Origin of the sequence: Halalkalibacter oceani, assembly GCF_023715705.1 — a bacterium.
Lineage (GTDB): Bacteria > Bacillota > Bacilli > Bacillales > Bacillaceae_D > Halalkalibacter > Halalkalibacter oceani_A.
Map to the genome: position 1 here is coordinate 59,796 of NZ_JAMBOS010000016.1, position 14,196 is coordinate 73,991.

Consider the following 14,196-nt stretch of genomic DNA (forward strand, 5'->3'; position numbering starts at 1 on the left):
ATGATCGTTAGGAGTGAAGAGCAATGTCATTATTAGGTAAAGAAGTTCGAATGAATCGTTTATTACATGAGGATGGCCGGTTATTAGCTGTTGCAGTTGACCAAGCTACGGCAAGGGGAATATTTAATGAATTGATGCCGATAGCAAGAAAAATAAGTGAAATTGCAGAAGCGAAACCGGATGCGATGACGATGCATAAAGGAATTGCAGACACTTGTTTTCATGAGCATGTGGGAAAGACTAGCTTGATCTTCAAGGCGTCGACATTTTCACCGTGGCAGCCGAATTCTGATGTTCAAGTAGCAACAGTTGAAGAGGCGCTTCGATATGGGGCGGATGCTATTTCAATGGGCTGTATTGTTGGAGGAGAGGATAACCAAGAGCAATTACATAATCTTGCAGCGCTTGCGGGAGAAGCTCATGCTTATGGGCTTCCGGTTGTTGCGCATATTTATCCTCGAGGTAGTCTGATTCCAGCGGAGGAAAAGTCTGATTGGAGGCATACCGCTTACGCTGTTCGAGCAGGTGCAGAAGTTGGGGTGGATATAGTGAAAACAAAATATACTGGGGATCCAGAAACTTTTCACAAGGTTGTAGCTTCTACACCAGCAAAGGTTGTCGTAGCAGGAGGCGATATTGGAAGCAAAATAGATGACTATTTTCAAATGGTTTATGATGTAATTGATGCCGGAGGTACTGGCATTACCTTTGGTCGGATTGTCTGGAATCGCGAAAATCCAACGGCAGTCGTGAAGGCTTTTAAACATATTATTCACGAGGGCGGTACTGTCAAAGAAGCGATTGAGCTTCATGAGCAACTTTTAAACGAAAAATAACTTGAAAAGGTGATGCTCTTATGTCACATGTCATTGGAGTCGATATTGGAACAAGCGGAATTAAAATAGGAGCGATGGATGGGAATACCGGTCTTGACCATATAACGAAACAGCCTTATTCATTATACTATCCCAAAAAAGACTGGGTCGAAATTAATCCACAGGATATATGGATTAAAACAGAACAATTACTGATGGCGACTATACGGAAGGTGAGTGAAAATGGCGGAACAATTGACGCCATTTCACTCTCTTGTTTTTGCAACTCTTCTATTTTTATGAATGAGAAAGGAGAGGCCTTATTAAATGGCATTATGTATTTAGATCAAAGAAGTAAAGAGCAAGCAGACAGCATAAAGGAATGGTTTGGAGAAGAGGATTTATATAAGGTTACACGGAACCGCATCGAGCCTGGGATGTATACGGTTACAACGCTGCTTTGGGTGAAGGAGACCTTACCCCATCTCTATGAGCAGACATATAAGTGGGGCAATTTATCAACCTTTATTTTAAATAAACTTACAGGTCAATTTGTGATGGATTGGACTCAGGCTTCCTTTTCTGGTTTATATGATGTCATTCATTATCGGTGGTCCGCACAACTTTGTCAAAAGGCTGGTATCGACCAGAGTATTTTACCACAAACAATTAGTCCCTATGAACAGGTTGGGTATTTTAATGGTATACCGGTTATTGCTGGGGCAGCTGATACAGCGTGTTCCAGCTTAGCTCTTGGAATAAAACCAGGCGATATGTTTGAATCTGTAGGAACGTCAAATGTGTTAACTGTCTGTACAGATAATCCAGACCAACTAGATATAAGGTTCTTAAACCGATGTTACATTGTTCCGAATCAGTGGCTTTCCCATGGAGCAATGTCAACGCCTGGAGCTACCATTCAATGGTTTTTAAAAACGTTTTTGGAAGGGGATGGGGAACCATTAGAGTTACTAGAGAGACTTCCAAATAATTCAAATGTAGGTGCAAATGGTCTGTTTTTTTTACCTTATATGCAAGGAGAAAGGAGTCCAATCTGGGATCCAGCAGCAAGAGGTGTTTTTGTTGGATTACATTTGAATTCGACAAAAGCAGATATGCTACGTTCAATTCTGGAAGGCACTTCATTTGGTTTGCGGCAAATTAATGAAATTATTGAAAATAAATATCAAATCCGTTGTGAACGTTTTAAATCAATTGGTGGAGGTTCTAAAAATAAAGCATGGGCTCAAATTAAGGCCAATGTATTAAAGAAGGAAATTGCTATTCAGGAAATATCAGAAACGGGGGTGTACGGTTGTTGCTTAATTGCTGGTACGGCTGCTGGATATTTTAAGGACATATCGGAGGTGGAAGGGTGCCTTAAGAATCGGACAAGCTATATCGTAAAACCAGAGACGTCAACCCTCATAGAGTATGACGAGTTGTATGGCAAATTTAGCGAGCTGTATCCAGCTATGAAAAAATTTTTTAAGTTAAATAATTGAGGAGGTATTCGTGCGTGGGAGAGAATTTGAAAATTTTTACTCTGAATTCTAATCCGAAACTGGCGCAGGAAATTGCTGAACTGTTAAATAGCCCTTTAGGAAAAAGTTCGGTTACACGATTTAGTGATGGTGAAGTTCAAATTAATATTGAAGAAAGTATAAGAGGGTGTGATATTTATTTAATTCAATCGACATCTGAACCAGCAAATGAATATTTAATGGAACTACTTATAATGATTGACGCTATGAAAAGAGCCTCTGCAAAAACAATTAATATTTTAATCCCTTATTACGGTTATGCACGTCAAGACCGGAAAGCTCGCTCTCGTGAGCCAATAACAGCCAAATTAATTGCCAACTTACTTGAAACTGCCGGAGCGACAAGAGTTATAACAGTTGATTTACATGCTCCGCAAATCCAAGGATTTTTTGATATTCCTGTAGATCAATTACTTGGAGTGCCTATTCTTGCCGATTATTTTCAAGAAAAAGACTTGGATGACATTGTCGTAGTAGCTCCTGATAACGGTGGTTTAGTTAGAGCTAGAAAGATGGCCAGCTTTCTGAATACGTCGATTGCATTTATAGACAAAAGACGTCCTAAACCGAATGTGGTTGAGATGATGGATATCGTTGGTGAGATAAAAGGGAAAAGAGCTATTATCGTTGATGACTTGATTGATACAGCAGGAACCATTACACTGGCGGCAAATGCGCTTATTGAAAAAGGGGCAAAAGATGTCTTTGCTTGCTGTACTCACGCAGTACTTTCCGGACCAGCGATTAGTCGGATTGAAGGTTCCGTCATTAAAGAGTTGGTAATTACAAATTCAATCTATCTGCCTGAAGAGAAACAGATTAAAAAGATGACCACCCTGTCAATTGCTCCCCTTCTTGCAGATGCTCTAGAAAGAATACATAATCAACGTTCCATAAGTGAATTATTTAGTTAATCTTAATGTTAAGAAATGAGGTGGACGAGGGTGAAGCCTAAAGTTCTGATTACTCGAAAGATTCCGCAGCAAATAGTAAAAGAGATAGAGTCTATTTGTGATGTGGATATGTGGCAAGAGGAGGATATTCCTATTCCACGGGAAGAATTGAAAAAGAGGGTTAAGAAGGTGGATGGGTTATATTGTCTACTTACGGAAACAATTGATGACGAGATCTTTAATGAAGCAACACAGTTAAAAATAATAAGTAATATGGCAGTCGGCTATAACAATATTAATATCGAAACAGCGAAAAAAAAGGGAATTATGGTCACTAACACACCTGGGGTATTAACAGAAACAACAGCCGATTTAACGTTTGCCTTGTTAATGGCGACGTCAAGAAGGTTAATTGAAGCTTCTCAATATATTAGCCAGGGAGAATGGACGACATGGTCGCCTATGCAACTAACAGGACAGGATGTTTTTGGAGCTACGCTCGGTATTATCGGAATGGGAAGAATTGGTGAAGCGGTTGCAAAAAGGGCAAAGGGGTTTGATATGCGAGTTCTATATTATAATCGCTCGCAAAAAACAGAATTAGAACATAAACTAGACATTCGGTATACTGAGATGGATGAACTGTTGCGATTGTCTGATTTTGTAGTCGTGATGGTACCATATAAGCCGGAGACAAAGGACTTGATTTCGACACGTGAATTAGAATTGATGAAGAAAGATAGTATTTTAATAAACACCTCCCGTGGAGGAATTGTAAATGAGAAGGCATTATATCACGCCTTGAAAAATAAAGACATTTGGGCCGCCGGGATGGATGTGTTTGAACAAGAGCCTGTTTCACACCAAAATCCACTATTAACTTTACCGAATGTTGTGGCATTGCCTCATATCGGAAGCGCAAGTGTGAAGACAAGACTGAAAATGTCTCAACTTGCCGCAGAGAACTTAATACTAGGTTTAATGAATAAAAAACCTGCTCATATTGTTGTCTAATTAAAAAGTACCTATTTTAAGGTGCTTTTTTATGTAAAGATTACTTTAAATTAATCTTTCCCTAGCCGGCTCGTGAGGAGTCCCTTTAAAATGAAAGACAGCAAGGAGGGCTAACAATGGAACCATTTATTCATGTTCACCAATATCAATTTATTAGGAAGCAGGCGCAAATAGTCGTTAACAGCCATGCCAATGTCAATGACAGCAGGGTACTTCAGGCTGTTCAAGCCTCGGTTGATGATAAAGTAACAGCAGTCTTTGAACAGCTGAATGAAGAACAATCACGTTTGTTGAAAGAGATTCGTACCGTTGAGGACAGGGAGGGGAGCGAGGCTTTTTTGCTGACATTGAAGTCGTATGTCATTCCCTTTCCAGTGATGACAGCAAATCTGTTAAAGAAGATCTTTCCTAAGGTGAAAAAGTTTAAGCTGCCTGCTGTGGTTGAGGATGAGCGCAAGGAGCTTTCCTATCTCGGATGGGAGGATACAGGCACGAAGCGGAAGTTTCTGCTTGCCTGTGAGGAAGGGCATTGGCAAGGCGTGTACGGTATGTTTACCCCCGTTCGGGATAAGGGGATTTGCATGCTCTGTCACCAGCATACAAGGGTTGGTCTCTTTATGGCGGAAACGAAGGCAACTGCCGACGGGGCGTATGTAAAGCGAGGAAATTATATTTGTCAGGACAGTTTGAGCTGCAATCAGCATCTGACCGACATCGGAAGGTTGCGGGATTTTATTGAGCATTTGAACGGAAACAAGGTGAGGTGGAAAGAATGAATGAAAATTGGTTATCAAGAAGCTTTCGGTCTGCTCAATAATAATAAAGAGCCCCCCACTTGCAATGTAAAGAGACAAAGCAAGTGTGGAGGGCTTTTTTTAAAATAAAAATTTCCAGAAAAAGCTGCCTAGTGGCGTCTTTCTTAATGATTCTGGTCGCCGTTGAAGATGGAATTTTTGACGACGACATAATCGACGTTGCGGATGGCGAGCAGTTTATTGCCCCCTGCATAGGAAATAGAAGATTGCAGGTCCTGTTCCATTTCGATTAATGTGTCCTTTAAGGAACCTTTGTGCTCCATTAAGATTTTCTTTCCTTCGACGTTTTTCTTTTCGCCTTTTTGGAATTCTGATGCGGAACCGAAATACTCCTTGTAAAGCTTGCCATCGATTTCAATCGTTTGACCCGGGGACTCCTCATGTCCGGCAAAAAGCGACCCGATCATCACCATTGAAGCGCCGAAACGGATTGATTTGGCAATGTCTCCGTGTGTGCGAATTCCGCCATCAGCAATAATTGGCTTGCTGGCCGCTTTGGCGCACCAGCGTAATGCGGCCAATTGCCAGCCGCCCGTGCCGAAGCCTGTTTTGACTTTAGTGATACATACTTTTCCTGGTCCAATGCCAACCTTTGTTGCATCGGCACCGGCGTTTTCTAATTCTCTGACCGCTTCCGGCGTGCCGACATTTCCGGCAATGACAAAGCTTTCAGGTAGATGCTTTTTAATATGCTGAATCATTTGGATCACAGCATTTGAATGCCCGTGAGCGATGTCGATTGTAATGTACTCAGGCACCAACTCGGCTGCGGCTAATTCCTCAATAAATGTATATTCCTCATCCTTCACCCCAACGCTGATCGAAGCAATCAGACCTCTGCTTTTCATGTCTTGTACAAATGCCTGGCGCTTTTCAGGTTCGAAGCGGTGCATAATATAAAAGTAACCGTTTTCGGCCAAGTACAGCGCGATGCTTTCGTCAATGATCGTCTGCATGTTCGCGGGGACGACCGGCATTTTAAATGTATAGTTACCTAACGTGATCGATGTATCGCATTCAGAACGGCTCGATACCACACATTTTGCTGGAATTAATTGAATATCTTCGTAATCAAACACATTTTCCATGCTATTCACTCCTAAATACGAATATTGAAGATCGACTCGCTAATAAATGTTCGACCATTTGGTAATGTATATCATTTTGCGGCAAATGTCAAAGCTTTTCTATTTTCACTTAATATAACCTTTAAAAAAACTTTAATAACATTAAAAAAGTCACTGAATTTTGAATAATAAAATAAAATAATTGATATTATAATCTATTTGTCATACAATAGGATTAATCAAATATAAAAGGAGGAATTAACCTATTTATGAGTCAGCAATTGTTAAATAATGTTCAACGCGAAACAATGTCCAAGGAAGTGGCTAATAAAATTGTTGAACTACTAAATTCAGGAAAGTTGAATCCGGGGGACAAGCTTCCTACCGAGAAAGAACTGATGGAGATGCTATCTGTGAGCAGAGCGGTGCTTCGCGAAGCATTAAGTTCAATAGAGTCGTTAGGACTGATCACGCGAAAGACAAATAGGGGAACGTATTTCTCAACAGAAATTGGCAGCAAGCCTTTTATGAAAATGCTCTCATTGTCTCAGCGTGATATTACAAAGATTATGGAGACAAGACTTTCTCTTGAGTTGGGGATGGTAACACTTGCCGCTGAAAAAATTAATGAAGCCGAGCTAAAGCAGCTTTATGAAACAATAGTAGAAATTAAGGAGAGTAAAGGAAATTACGCCGATATCGATAAAAGATTTCACCATATTATTGCGTTGAGCGCCAAAAATTCAATTTTAGAGGGAATGATTGATTCGATTCTTGAGAGCTTTGATGAAGTGAGCAGGCATTTGCCTATCAGAGAAAAGGAAGTAGCGGTAGAACATCATACCGCAATATACGAAGCTTTAAAAAATCATTCTCCTAAAGATGCATTTGACGCAATGTACTACCATCTGGATTTCAATAGAAAAAAAATAGAAAAGTCAATCAATAGTGCGGGAAATGGAGAATAAAGCCAGCTTAATGGGAGGGAGGAACAACTTCATGAGTGCGATGGTTAACGGGAGAGATGAGATTTGCTTGCCAAAGTTCTTCCCGGTGAGACAAAGTTTTGTTGCTCCAGAGGTTGAGGATATACCCGACACGATTAAAATGGAACTTTCCGGTAAAGAGATTAAAGGAGCCATCAAACCTGGAGATAAGGTGGCTGTGGCTGTGGGCAGCCGGGGAATTTCCAATATAACTTTAATCACCCGATCAGTAATTAATGAATTAAAAAGTTGGGGCGCAGAGCCTTTTATCATCCCTTCCATGGGGAGCCACGGAGGAGGGACCGGTCAAGGACAGAAGAATGTGCTGGCTGGACTGGGAATTACTGAGGAAAGTATGGGGGTTCCAATAATCTCTGAAATGGAGGTCGAGGAAATTGGGCGCACGAAAAGCGATATACCGGTTTTTTTGGATCGAGAAGCATTACAGGCTGATAAAATTGTCGTGATTAATCGCGTAAAGCCTCATACAAGTTTCAAAGGTGAATATGAAAGCGGTTTATTGAAGATGCTAGCGATCGGTCTCGGTAGACATAAAGGGGCGACTACGGTTCATGAATATCCATTAGCGAATATGCCGGTTCTACTTCCAGAATTTGCTCAAGTTTATCTTAAATTGAACAAGGTTGCTTTTGGAGTGGCCATTTTAGAAAACGCTTACGATAGAACGGCAAAAATTGAAGCTGTGCCATCTGGAAGCTTTTTGACCAGGGATCGGGAACTGCTGCTTTTGGCAAAAAAATACATGCCGAAAATCTTGCCAGAAAAAATAGATGTTCTGGTTGTTTCAGAAATTGGTAAGAACATAAGCGGATCTGGTATGGATCCTAATATAACCGGCAGGTCTGCTTCGAAAGCTCCTCAGAAATTCAATGCTCCTTCAATCGAGAGGATTATCGTGCTAGGGCTAACGAAAGAAACGAAAGGAAACGCTACAGGGATAGGAATGGCTGATATTACAACTGAACAAGTGTACAAAGAAATGAATTTAGATCACATGTATATCAATGTTATCACTTCGAAAGTTCTCGGTTCTGCCAAGATACCCGTCATTATGAAAAATGAAAGGGCCGCAATCGAAGTCGCTTTAAAGACCTGCTATGAAGCAGACTTGAAGAATCCCCGAATTGTTTTTATTAAGAATACGCTGGAGCTAGAAAAGATTTGGGTATCAGAAGCGCTGAAACCTGAAGTGGAAAAAAGCAAAACAATGACGCAAATAGGAGAACTGTTTTCACTTGAGTTCGATAAAGAGGATAACTTGCTCAATGAATTCAGATAAGGAGAGAAAAGGAATGACCATCAAAAAAACAGATTTATCCGGGATTTTAGGCTTTCCAGTAGCCCCATTTAACAGCGATGGGAGCTTGAATGAGAAAGCATTTTCCGAGAATGTCGAGTTTTTAGTGAAGGCAGAGGTTTCAGCTGTTTTCATCGCCGGAGGGGCGGGGGAATATCAGTCACTTACTGAAAAGGAATATGAGCAAATGCTAGAGGTGGCCTTATCGATTACGAATCAAAAAGTTCCTCTTTTTACAGGAGTAGGTGGCAATATTTCGACCTCTATTGAATTGGCTCAGCTTTCAGAACGGAAAGGAGCCGACGGTTATTTAATTCTGCCGCCTTATTTGATTCACGGGGAGCAGGAAGGGCTTTACCATTACTATAAATCGATAATAGAAAGTACAAGTTTAAATGCAGTTATCTATCAAAGAGACAATGCTGTTTTAAAGTTGAAAACACTTGAGCAGCTTATTTCTAATCATCCTCAACTGGTAGGGTTTAAGGATGGAATAGGTAATATGGAATTTAACATAGAGGCCATTCATTCAATAGGTAACCGGGTGCAATGGATTAATGGAATGCCGTTTGCTGAGATTACGATGCCAGCTTATTTTCATTTAGGGTATCAAGTTTATTCATCGGCGATTTCTAATTATATTCCCCACATTTCAAAATTTTTTTACGAAGCCCTTAAAGAGAATAATCAAGAGTTAATACATGATTTATATATAGACGTATTGTTGCCAATTAATCAAATCCGAAAAGAGAAAAAGGGATACGCTGTATCATTGATCAAGGCCGGGATGGAAATTATAGGGTTGCCGGTTGGTGAACTTGTAAGACCCCCTTTGGTCGCGGTGGAAAAAGAACACTATCGTCAATTAGAGAAAGTTATCGCTAAGGCTCATTCTTTATATCCTGAAAAATGATGATAAGGTGGAGGGAACGGATGAAACGCTCAACAGACAGAAAAATCGTTATTCCTTACAAGGAGTTAATAGAATTTTCAAATAATATACTTTTGAATTTTGGAGTGCCAGAAAAGGAAACGGAGATTATTTCAAATTCCATCGTCCATGCCAATTTAATGGGGCATCACTCTCACGGTATAGCAAGATTAACTGATTATATTGTTCGAATTGAAAAAGGTCTCGCTAAAAAACATACAGAGCTGACTTATATAAAAAACGCACCCTCGGTAGCTCTGATCGATGCAAATAACGGATGGGGTCAAGTGGCAAGTGAGACGGCCGTGGAAGTGGCAGTTGAAAAAGCAAAAGAAGCGGGTTCGTCATGGGTGGGAGTGTATAACTCTAACCATTATGGGACCTCAGGTTATTGGACCTCTAAAATCAGTTCAAACGGGATGATAGGAATCTCGATGACTAACACCTCCCCGGTGATGGCCCCATTTGGTTCAAGGGAGGCCTCGTTGGGGACCAACCCGATTTCAATAGCGATCCCTACAAAGTCAGGGAAGCCAGTGCTTTTAGATATGGCAACGAGTAACCAAGCAAGAGGGAAAATAACATTGGCAGCCAAGACAGGTCAAATAATTCCTGATGACTGGGCGATAACGAAGGATGGTAAAAGAACAACAGACCCACGGGAAGCTTTGGAAGGTAGCCTGTTACCTTTTGGTGGAGCCAAAGGCTCCGGTTTAGCTCTAATGGTGGATATTTTATCCGGGGTTTTAACCAATTCAGCGTTTGGAAGCGATATTTCACAATTTTATAATGGAGACAGCCCACAGAATCTCGGACATATTTTTGGGGCGATTAATATTGACGCGATGCTGTCATTGCCGGATTTCCTGGAGAGAATGGAAGAAAGGGAAAATCAAACTAGAAACAGCGCGCCGGCTTTAGGGTTTGAAAAAGTCTTCATGCCTGGGGACATCGAACATTCTAACTTCCAGCGGCAGGAAAGAGACGGAATTGAATTGGATGACAAGATTTTTGAAGAGCTGTTGGAAACAGCGCGCCGCCATGGCGTGAAGGAAAGTTTTTTTGACGAGGTTTGGCTCAGTAGAGATAAACACTAGTCAGTTACAAAAGAGAGCATAAAATGAAAACGCTTTACTATAAGAAAATTGGAGGAAAGAACATGCTAAAAAGACTAATACGGACTCTTTTTGTTGCAGGTGCAGCTTTTTCCCTAGCAGCCTGTGGTTCAGATGAAGCAACGAATGGAGGAGACAATTATCCACAAGAGAACATCGAGATCTATGTACCGTTTAATCCCGGCGGACCAACTGACAACTCTGCAAGAATTATGGCAGAGGAGATAAGTGAAATCTTGGGTGTGAATGTAACAATCATTAATCAAACTGGAGGAGGAGGCAGTACAGCAATGAACAGCGTTATCAGCTCCAACTCTCCTGGTTATCAACTGTTTTACGGCCACCAGGCTGTTTTTACCGGGATGGCAACAGGGCAGATAGAATATGAACTTTCTGATTTAACGCCTCTTACGACGTTTTCTTCTTCGACCCAGGCATTGGTCGTCAGCAGCGACAGTGGATGGGAAGATTTAAACGATCTTGTGGAAGATGCTAAGGCAAACCCAGGAGAGTATACGTTGGCGGCTGATTTTGGTGGAGCTACTCATTTTATGGGAGGAATGTTACTTCAAGCCGCGGACATCGATATTCAAATGCTTGAAGCTGGTTCAGAGGCCGAAAGAATGAGCGCCATTTTGGGTGGCCAGATAGATATGACATTTACGAGTGGAAGCAATGCGGCGGAATATCAGGCATCTGGCGACTTTACTGTTTTAGCCGTTTTCGCAGATGGGGGAGAGGAATTGTTACCAGATGTACCTTCGGCATCGGAACAAGGATTTGATATCGATTTCCCAATTACTCATGTATTGTACGGACCAGCAGGTTTAGATGAAAATATTGTTTCAGTGTGGGAAGAAGCTACTGAACAATTGACTCAAAAAGAAGAATATATTCAGTCCTTGGGTAACATTGGTCACCAACATGATTTTCGGACACAAGAAGAAACAATGGAATTTATTGATGAAAATTATCAATATATCGATAGTTTAAAGAGTGAACTAGGCTATTAATCTTGTGATAATAGGAGAGAATTATGTCAAAAAATGATCGCTATATTGGGTTAGGTATTATGGTTGTCGGTTTGTACATGCTATTACAGACGTTTTGGGTTAACTATACTCAGTTTCCGAATGAGCCAGGACCGGTGCTAATGCCAAGAGTAATAGGAGGAGGACTTATTTTATGTGGATTTGGCCTTCTCCTTTGGCCTTCTAAAAGAGGTCAGGAAACAGGGCCAGAAAATGAACAAGAAGAGCCGGAGTATATCCAAAAAGGCAGTAAAAAAAGAATGCTGTCCATTGTTGGAGCTTTTGTCGGCTATATTGCGCTATTAAATATTGTCGGCTTCGTTGTAAGTACATTAATTTTTCTAACATTTAGTATTTGGTTTTTAAATCCGGTTAAAAGCAGGAAATCATTCATAATAGCTGCCACAACATCAATAATCGTCACGCTTACGGTAAATTTCTCTTTCTCTATGCTATTAAATATCAGATTGCCAAACGGAATGTTCTAATCAATATTGAGAAAATAGGGACTTTAAGCTTGTTTTATAAGGAGGTGCTTTTAGGTTGGATCTTTTCTTATCAACTTTAATGGAAAGCATGTTATCCGGTGCGATTTTCTTTCTCTTAGTTGGAGTGTTCATTGGGATTATTGTCGGCTCAATACCTGGGTTAAATGCAACGATGGCAGTTGCGATTTTAGTTCCAGTTACATTTGGATTTGATTCCGTTTCGGCGATACTTTTACTTGTTGGTGTATATGTCGGTGGTATATCTGGTGGCCTAGTAGCATCAACGCTATTAGGCATTCCCGGTACCCCTTCATCTGTGGCCACCACTTTCGATGCGTATCCAATGACAAAAAATGGTGAACCTGTACGTGCATTAGGCATCGGAATCATCGCAACCTTAGTTGGAGGATTAATTGGGGGAGTGTTTTTAATTACATCCTCGGTAACGATTTCCCAATTTGCTGTTCGATTAGGGCCGCCACAATTTTTTTCCTTAGTCTTTTTTGCGATCCTGTTAATCTCTGTACTATCCCGCGGAAATATGATTAAGGGGTTTACTTCGGGATTGCTTGGAGTTGCCATAGCCTTAGTAGGTTTTTCTCCTATTGATGGTTCCGCTAGATTAACCTTTGGGATTAGCCAATTAAATTCGGGTGTTAGCTTAGTCGCTGTAATTATGGGGCTGTTTGCCATCTCCCAAATTCTATCTGATATTGAAAAAGGTGATCTTAAAACAAAGACCTCGCTCAAAATCAAAGGGATAGGGATCTCGATATCAGAAACTTTCGCAAATATGTGGAATATGATTAGATCATCACTAATAGGAGTGGGTTTCGGCGTTTTGCCGGGATTAGGAGCCGGAGCTTCGAACCTTGTAGCTTACGCTCAAGCAAAACAGACATCTAAAAACAAAAAGAATTTTGGTAAAGGGGCACCAGAAGGAATATACGCCTCTGAATCATCCAATAATGCCGCATTAGGAGGGGCCTTGATACCACTACTATCCTTGGGAATACCCGGAGATACAGTCACCGCTATTCTATTAGGAGGGTTTATGATTCATGGAATTCAGCCGGGACCGATGCTTTTTACGTCAAACCCAGATATTGTATATGTGGTGTTTATCGGTTTCTTTTTGTCGATCATTGCCGTATTTGCTCTGCAGTTACTTGGAATGAGGCTATTCCCCAAAATTCTAATGATTCCTAATCATTATTTGTTTAGTATTATTTTAATGCTTACAGTTGTAGGTGTATACGCAGATAATTATCTCATTTTTGATGTATGGTTGATGGTTTTGTTAGGAGTGGTAGGGCTCATTCTTATGAAAAACAACTTTCCTTTCGCTCCATTAATACTAGGCTTCGTTTTGGGACCTATTGGAGAGGATTACTTGAGAAGAGGATTGATGCAGTACGGAAACATATTTACGATGCTAAATGATCCAATTTCTATTATTTTGGTTTCTACTGCACTAATTGTCTTCTTTTATAGTTTATATTCGGAAGTAAAAAACATGAGAAGTGCAACAAACTAATGACCACATGTATAATAAAACAGACGACACAAAGCAGAGGAGGGGTTCGGGTGGCAAATTCTTTTTTGCCTACGTCTTCAGCTACTCATGCAAAGCCTTTGATGAATGGGCGATCCTTTGCATGGGGCGAAATGATTCGAAAGTAGATCGCCGCTTCTGACAGAGGCTTTGCACCTTATTTATTTTGCAAATATGAATAAGGAGCTGGCTCTATATGAAGTATGTGAAAGCAAGTCATGTTTTACCAGAAAAACTGATAAGGGAAATTCAAAAATACGTCCAGGGTGATATCATTTACATTCCGAAGCCCGCAGCGAGCCGCGAGCGGTGGGGCAGTCAGTCCGGGGAAAGAAAGCGGATTGATCGCCGAAACGCAGCAATCAGACAAAGCTATGCTGACGGGAGAAGCGTCGCTGAATTGGCGGCGCAATACTGTCTGTCAGTCGATACAATTAAGAAAATAATTTACTCAAAGCGGCTGCGGTGAAAAATAAGGACATCACTTTGCTCAGAGCTTAAGACAGGGGGAAAAGCTTCCCTTCCGTCTTAAGCTTTTTTTACTATTGTGTAAAAGTGATAAGAAGATGTGTTAGCAAGTAAAAGAAGAGTTGGAAAAGTAAGCGCTTTATTATTATCGGATAA

The 14,196-nt window shown here is 40.8% G+C and carries 14 protein-coding genes; 13 read left to right on the forward strand and 1 reads right to left on the reverse strand.

The window, feature by feature from the left end; all coding sequences use genetic code 11:
- Positions 1-23 precede the first annotated feature (23 nt).
- From M3212_RS14485 to M3212_RS14505, 5 genes are all read left to right on the forward strand, one after another.
- Positions 24-836, forward strand: a complete 813-nt coding sequence (locus tag M3212_RS14485) for a class I fructose-bisphosphate aldolase (RefSeq protein ID WP_251194690.1) — start codon at positions 24-26, stop codon at positions 834-836.
- A 20-nt stretch (positions 837-856) separates the two neighbouring features.
- A complete protein-coding gene (locus tag M3212_RS14490; RefSeq protein ID WP_251194691.1) occupies positions 857-2,320 on the forward strand; it encodes a xylulokinase in 1,464 nt (487 codons plus the stop codon).
- A 14-nt stretch (positions 2,321-2,334) separates the two neighbouring features.
- Positions 2,335-3,273, forward strand: coding sequence for a ribose-phosphate diphosphokinase (locus M3212_RS14495; RefSeq protein ID WP_251194692.1), 939 nt, complete (start codon positions 2,335-2,337; stop codon positions 3,271-3,273).
- Positions 3,274-3,303: 30 nt separating this feature from the next.
- On the forward strand, positions 3,304-4,266 hold the full coding sequence (locus M3212_RS14500; protein ID WP_251194693.1) for a 2-hydroxyacid dehydrogenase: 963 nt from the start codon (positions 3,304-3,306) through the stop codon (positions 4,264-4,266).
- 116 nt (positions 4,267-4,382) lie between these two features.
- On the forward strand, positions 4,383-5,042 hold the full coding sequence (locus tag M3212_RS14505; RefSeq protein ID WP_251194694.1) for a FusB/FusC family EF-G-binding protein: 660 nt from the start codon (positions 4,383-4,385) through the stop codon (positions 5,040-5,042).
- 143 nt (positions 5,043-5,185) lie between these two features.
- Here the strand turns inward: M3212_RS14505 and guaC are convergent, their stop codons facing one another.
- On the reverse strand, positions 5,186-6,169 hold the full coding sequence (gene guaC, locus M3212_RS14510; protein ID WP_251194695.1) for a GMP reductase: 984 nt from the start codon (positions 6,167-6,169) through the stop codon (positions 5,186-5,188).
- 248 nt (positions 6,170-6,417) lie between these two features.
- Between guaC and M3212_RS14515 the strand changes: the two genes are divergently transcribed.
- The 8 genes from M3212_RS14515 to M3212_RS14550 all read left to right on the forward strand — a co-directional run bounded on the left by M3212_RS14515 (position 6,418) and on the right by M3212_RS14550 (position 14,041).
- Positions 6,418-7,116: a FadR/GntR family transcriptional regulator gene (locus tag M3212_RS14515; RefSeq protein ID WP_251194696.1), complete on the forward strand. Its 699-nt coding sequence runs from the start codon at positions 6,418-6,420 to the stop codon at positions 7,114-7,116.
- A 31-nt stretch (positions 7,117-7,147) separates the two neighbouring features.
- Complete coding sequence (locus tag M3212_RS14520; protein WP_251194697.1) at positions 7,148-8,434, forward strand: lactate racemase domain-containing protein; 1,287 nt, start codon at positions 7,148-7,150, stop codon at positions 8,432-8,434.
- Positions 8,435-8,447: 13 nt separating this feature from the next.
- Complete coding sequence (gene kdgD, locus M3212_RS14525; RefSeq protein ID WP_251194698.1) at positions 8,448-9,365, forward strand: 5-dehydro-4-deoxyglucarate dehydratase; 918 nt, start codon at positions 8,448-8,450, stop codon at positions 9,363-9,365.
- A 20-nt stretch (positions 9,366-9,385) separates the two neighbouring features.
- A complete protein-coding gene (locus tag M3212_RS14530) occupies positions 9,386-10,480 on the forward strand; it encodes an Ldh family oxidoreductase (RefSeq protein ID WP_251194699.1) in 1,095 nt (364 codons plus the stop codon).
- A 23-nt stretch (positions 10,481-10,503) separates the two neighbouring features.
- A complete protein-coding gene (locus M3212_RS14535) occupies positions 10,504-11,511 on the forward strand; it encodes a Bug family tripartite tricarboxylate transporter substrate binding protein (protein WP_251194700.1) in 1,008 nt (335 codons plus the stop codon).
- 23 nt (positions 11,512-11,534) lie between these two features.
- On the forward strand, positions 11,535-12,017 hold the full coding sequence (locus M3212_RS14540; RefSeq protein WP_251194701.1) for a tripartite tricarboxylate transporter TctB family protein: 483 nt from the start codon (positions 11,535-11,537) through the stop codon (positions 12,015-12,017).
- A 55-nt stretch (positions 12,018-12,072) separates the two neighbouring features.
- Positions 12,073-13,554, forward strand: coding sequence for a tripartite tricarboxylate transporter permease (locus tag M3212_RS14545; RefSeq protein ID WP_251194702.1), 1,482 nt, complete (start codon positions 12,073-12,075; stop codon positions 13,552-13,554).
- Between the two features lie 214 nt (positions 13,555-13,768).
- Positions 13,769-14,041: a CD3324 family protein gene (locus tag M3212_RS14550; RefSeq protein WP_251194703.1), complete on the forward strand. Its 273-nt coding sequence runs from the start codon at positions 13,769-13,771 to the stop codon at positions 14,039-14,041.
- Positions 14,042-14,196: the final 155 nt, after the last annotated feature.

Bases quoted from the DNA above. Each gene is read 5' to 3' on its own strand.
- M3212_RS14550 (WP_251194703.1), top strand. From the start codon at position 13,769: ATGAAGTATGTGAAAGCAAGTCATGTTTTACCAGAAAAACTGATAAGG.
- M3212_RS14520 (WP_251194697.1), top strand. From the start codon at position 7,148: ATGAGTGCGATGGTTAACGGGAGAGATGAGATTTGCTTGCCAAAGTTC.
- guaC (WP_251194695.1), bottom strand. From the start codon at position 6,169: ATGGAAAATGTGTTTGATTACGAAGATATTCAATTAATTCCAGCAAAA.
- M3212_RS14535 (WP_251194700.1), top strand. From the start codon at position 10,504: ATGAAAACGCTTTACTATAAGAAAATTGGAGGAAAGAACATGCTAAAA.
- M3212_RS14490 (WP_251194691.1), top strand. From the start codon at position 857: ATGTCACATGTCATTGGAGTCGATATTGGAACAAGCGGAATTAAAATA.
- M3212_RS14505 (WP_251194694.1), top strand. From the start codon at position 4,383: ATGGAACCATTTATTCATGTTCACCAATATCAATTTATTAGGAAGCAG.
- M3212_RS14485 (WP_251194690.1), top strand. From the start codon at position 24: ATGTCATTATTAGGTAAAGAAGTTCGAATGAATCGTTTATTACATGAG.
- kdgD (WP_251194698.1), top strand. From the start codon at position 8,448: ATGACCATCAAAAAAACAGATTTATCCGGGATTTTAGGCTTTCCAGTA.
- M3212_RS14530 (WP_251194699.1), top strand. From the start codon at position 9,386: ATGAAACGCTCAACAGACAGAAAAATCGTTATTCCTTACAAGGAGTTA.
- M3212_RS14515 (WP_251194696.1), top strand. From the start codon at position 6,418: ATGAGTCAGCAATTGTTAAATAATGTTCAACGCGAAACAATGTCCAAG.
- M3212_RS14540 (WP_251194701.1), top strand. From the start codon at position 11,535: ATGTCAAAAAATGATCGCTATATTGGGTTAGGTATTATGGTTGTCGGT.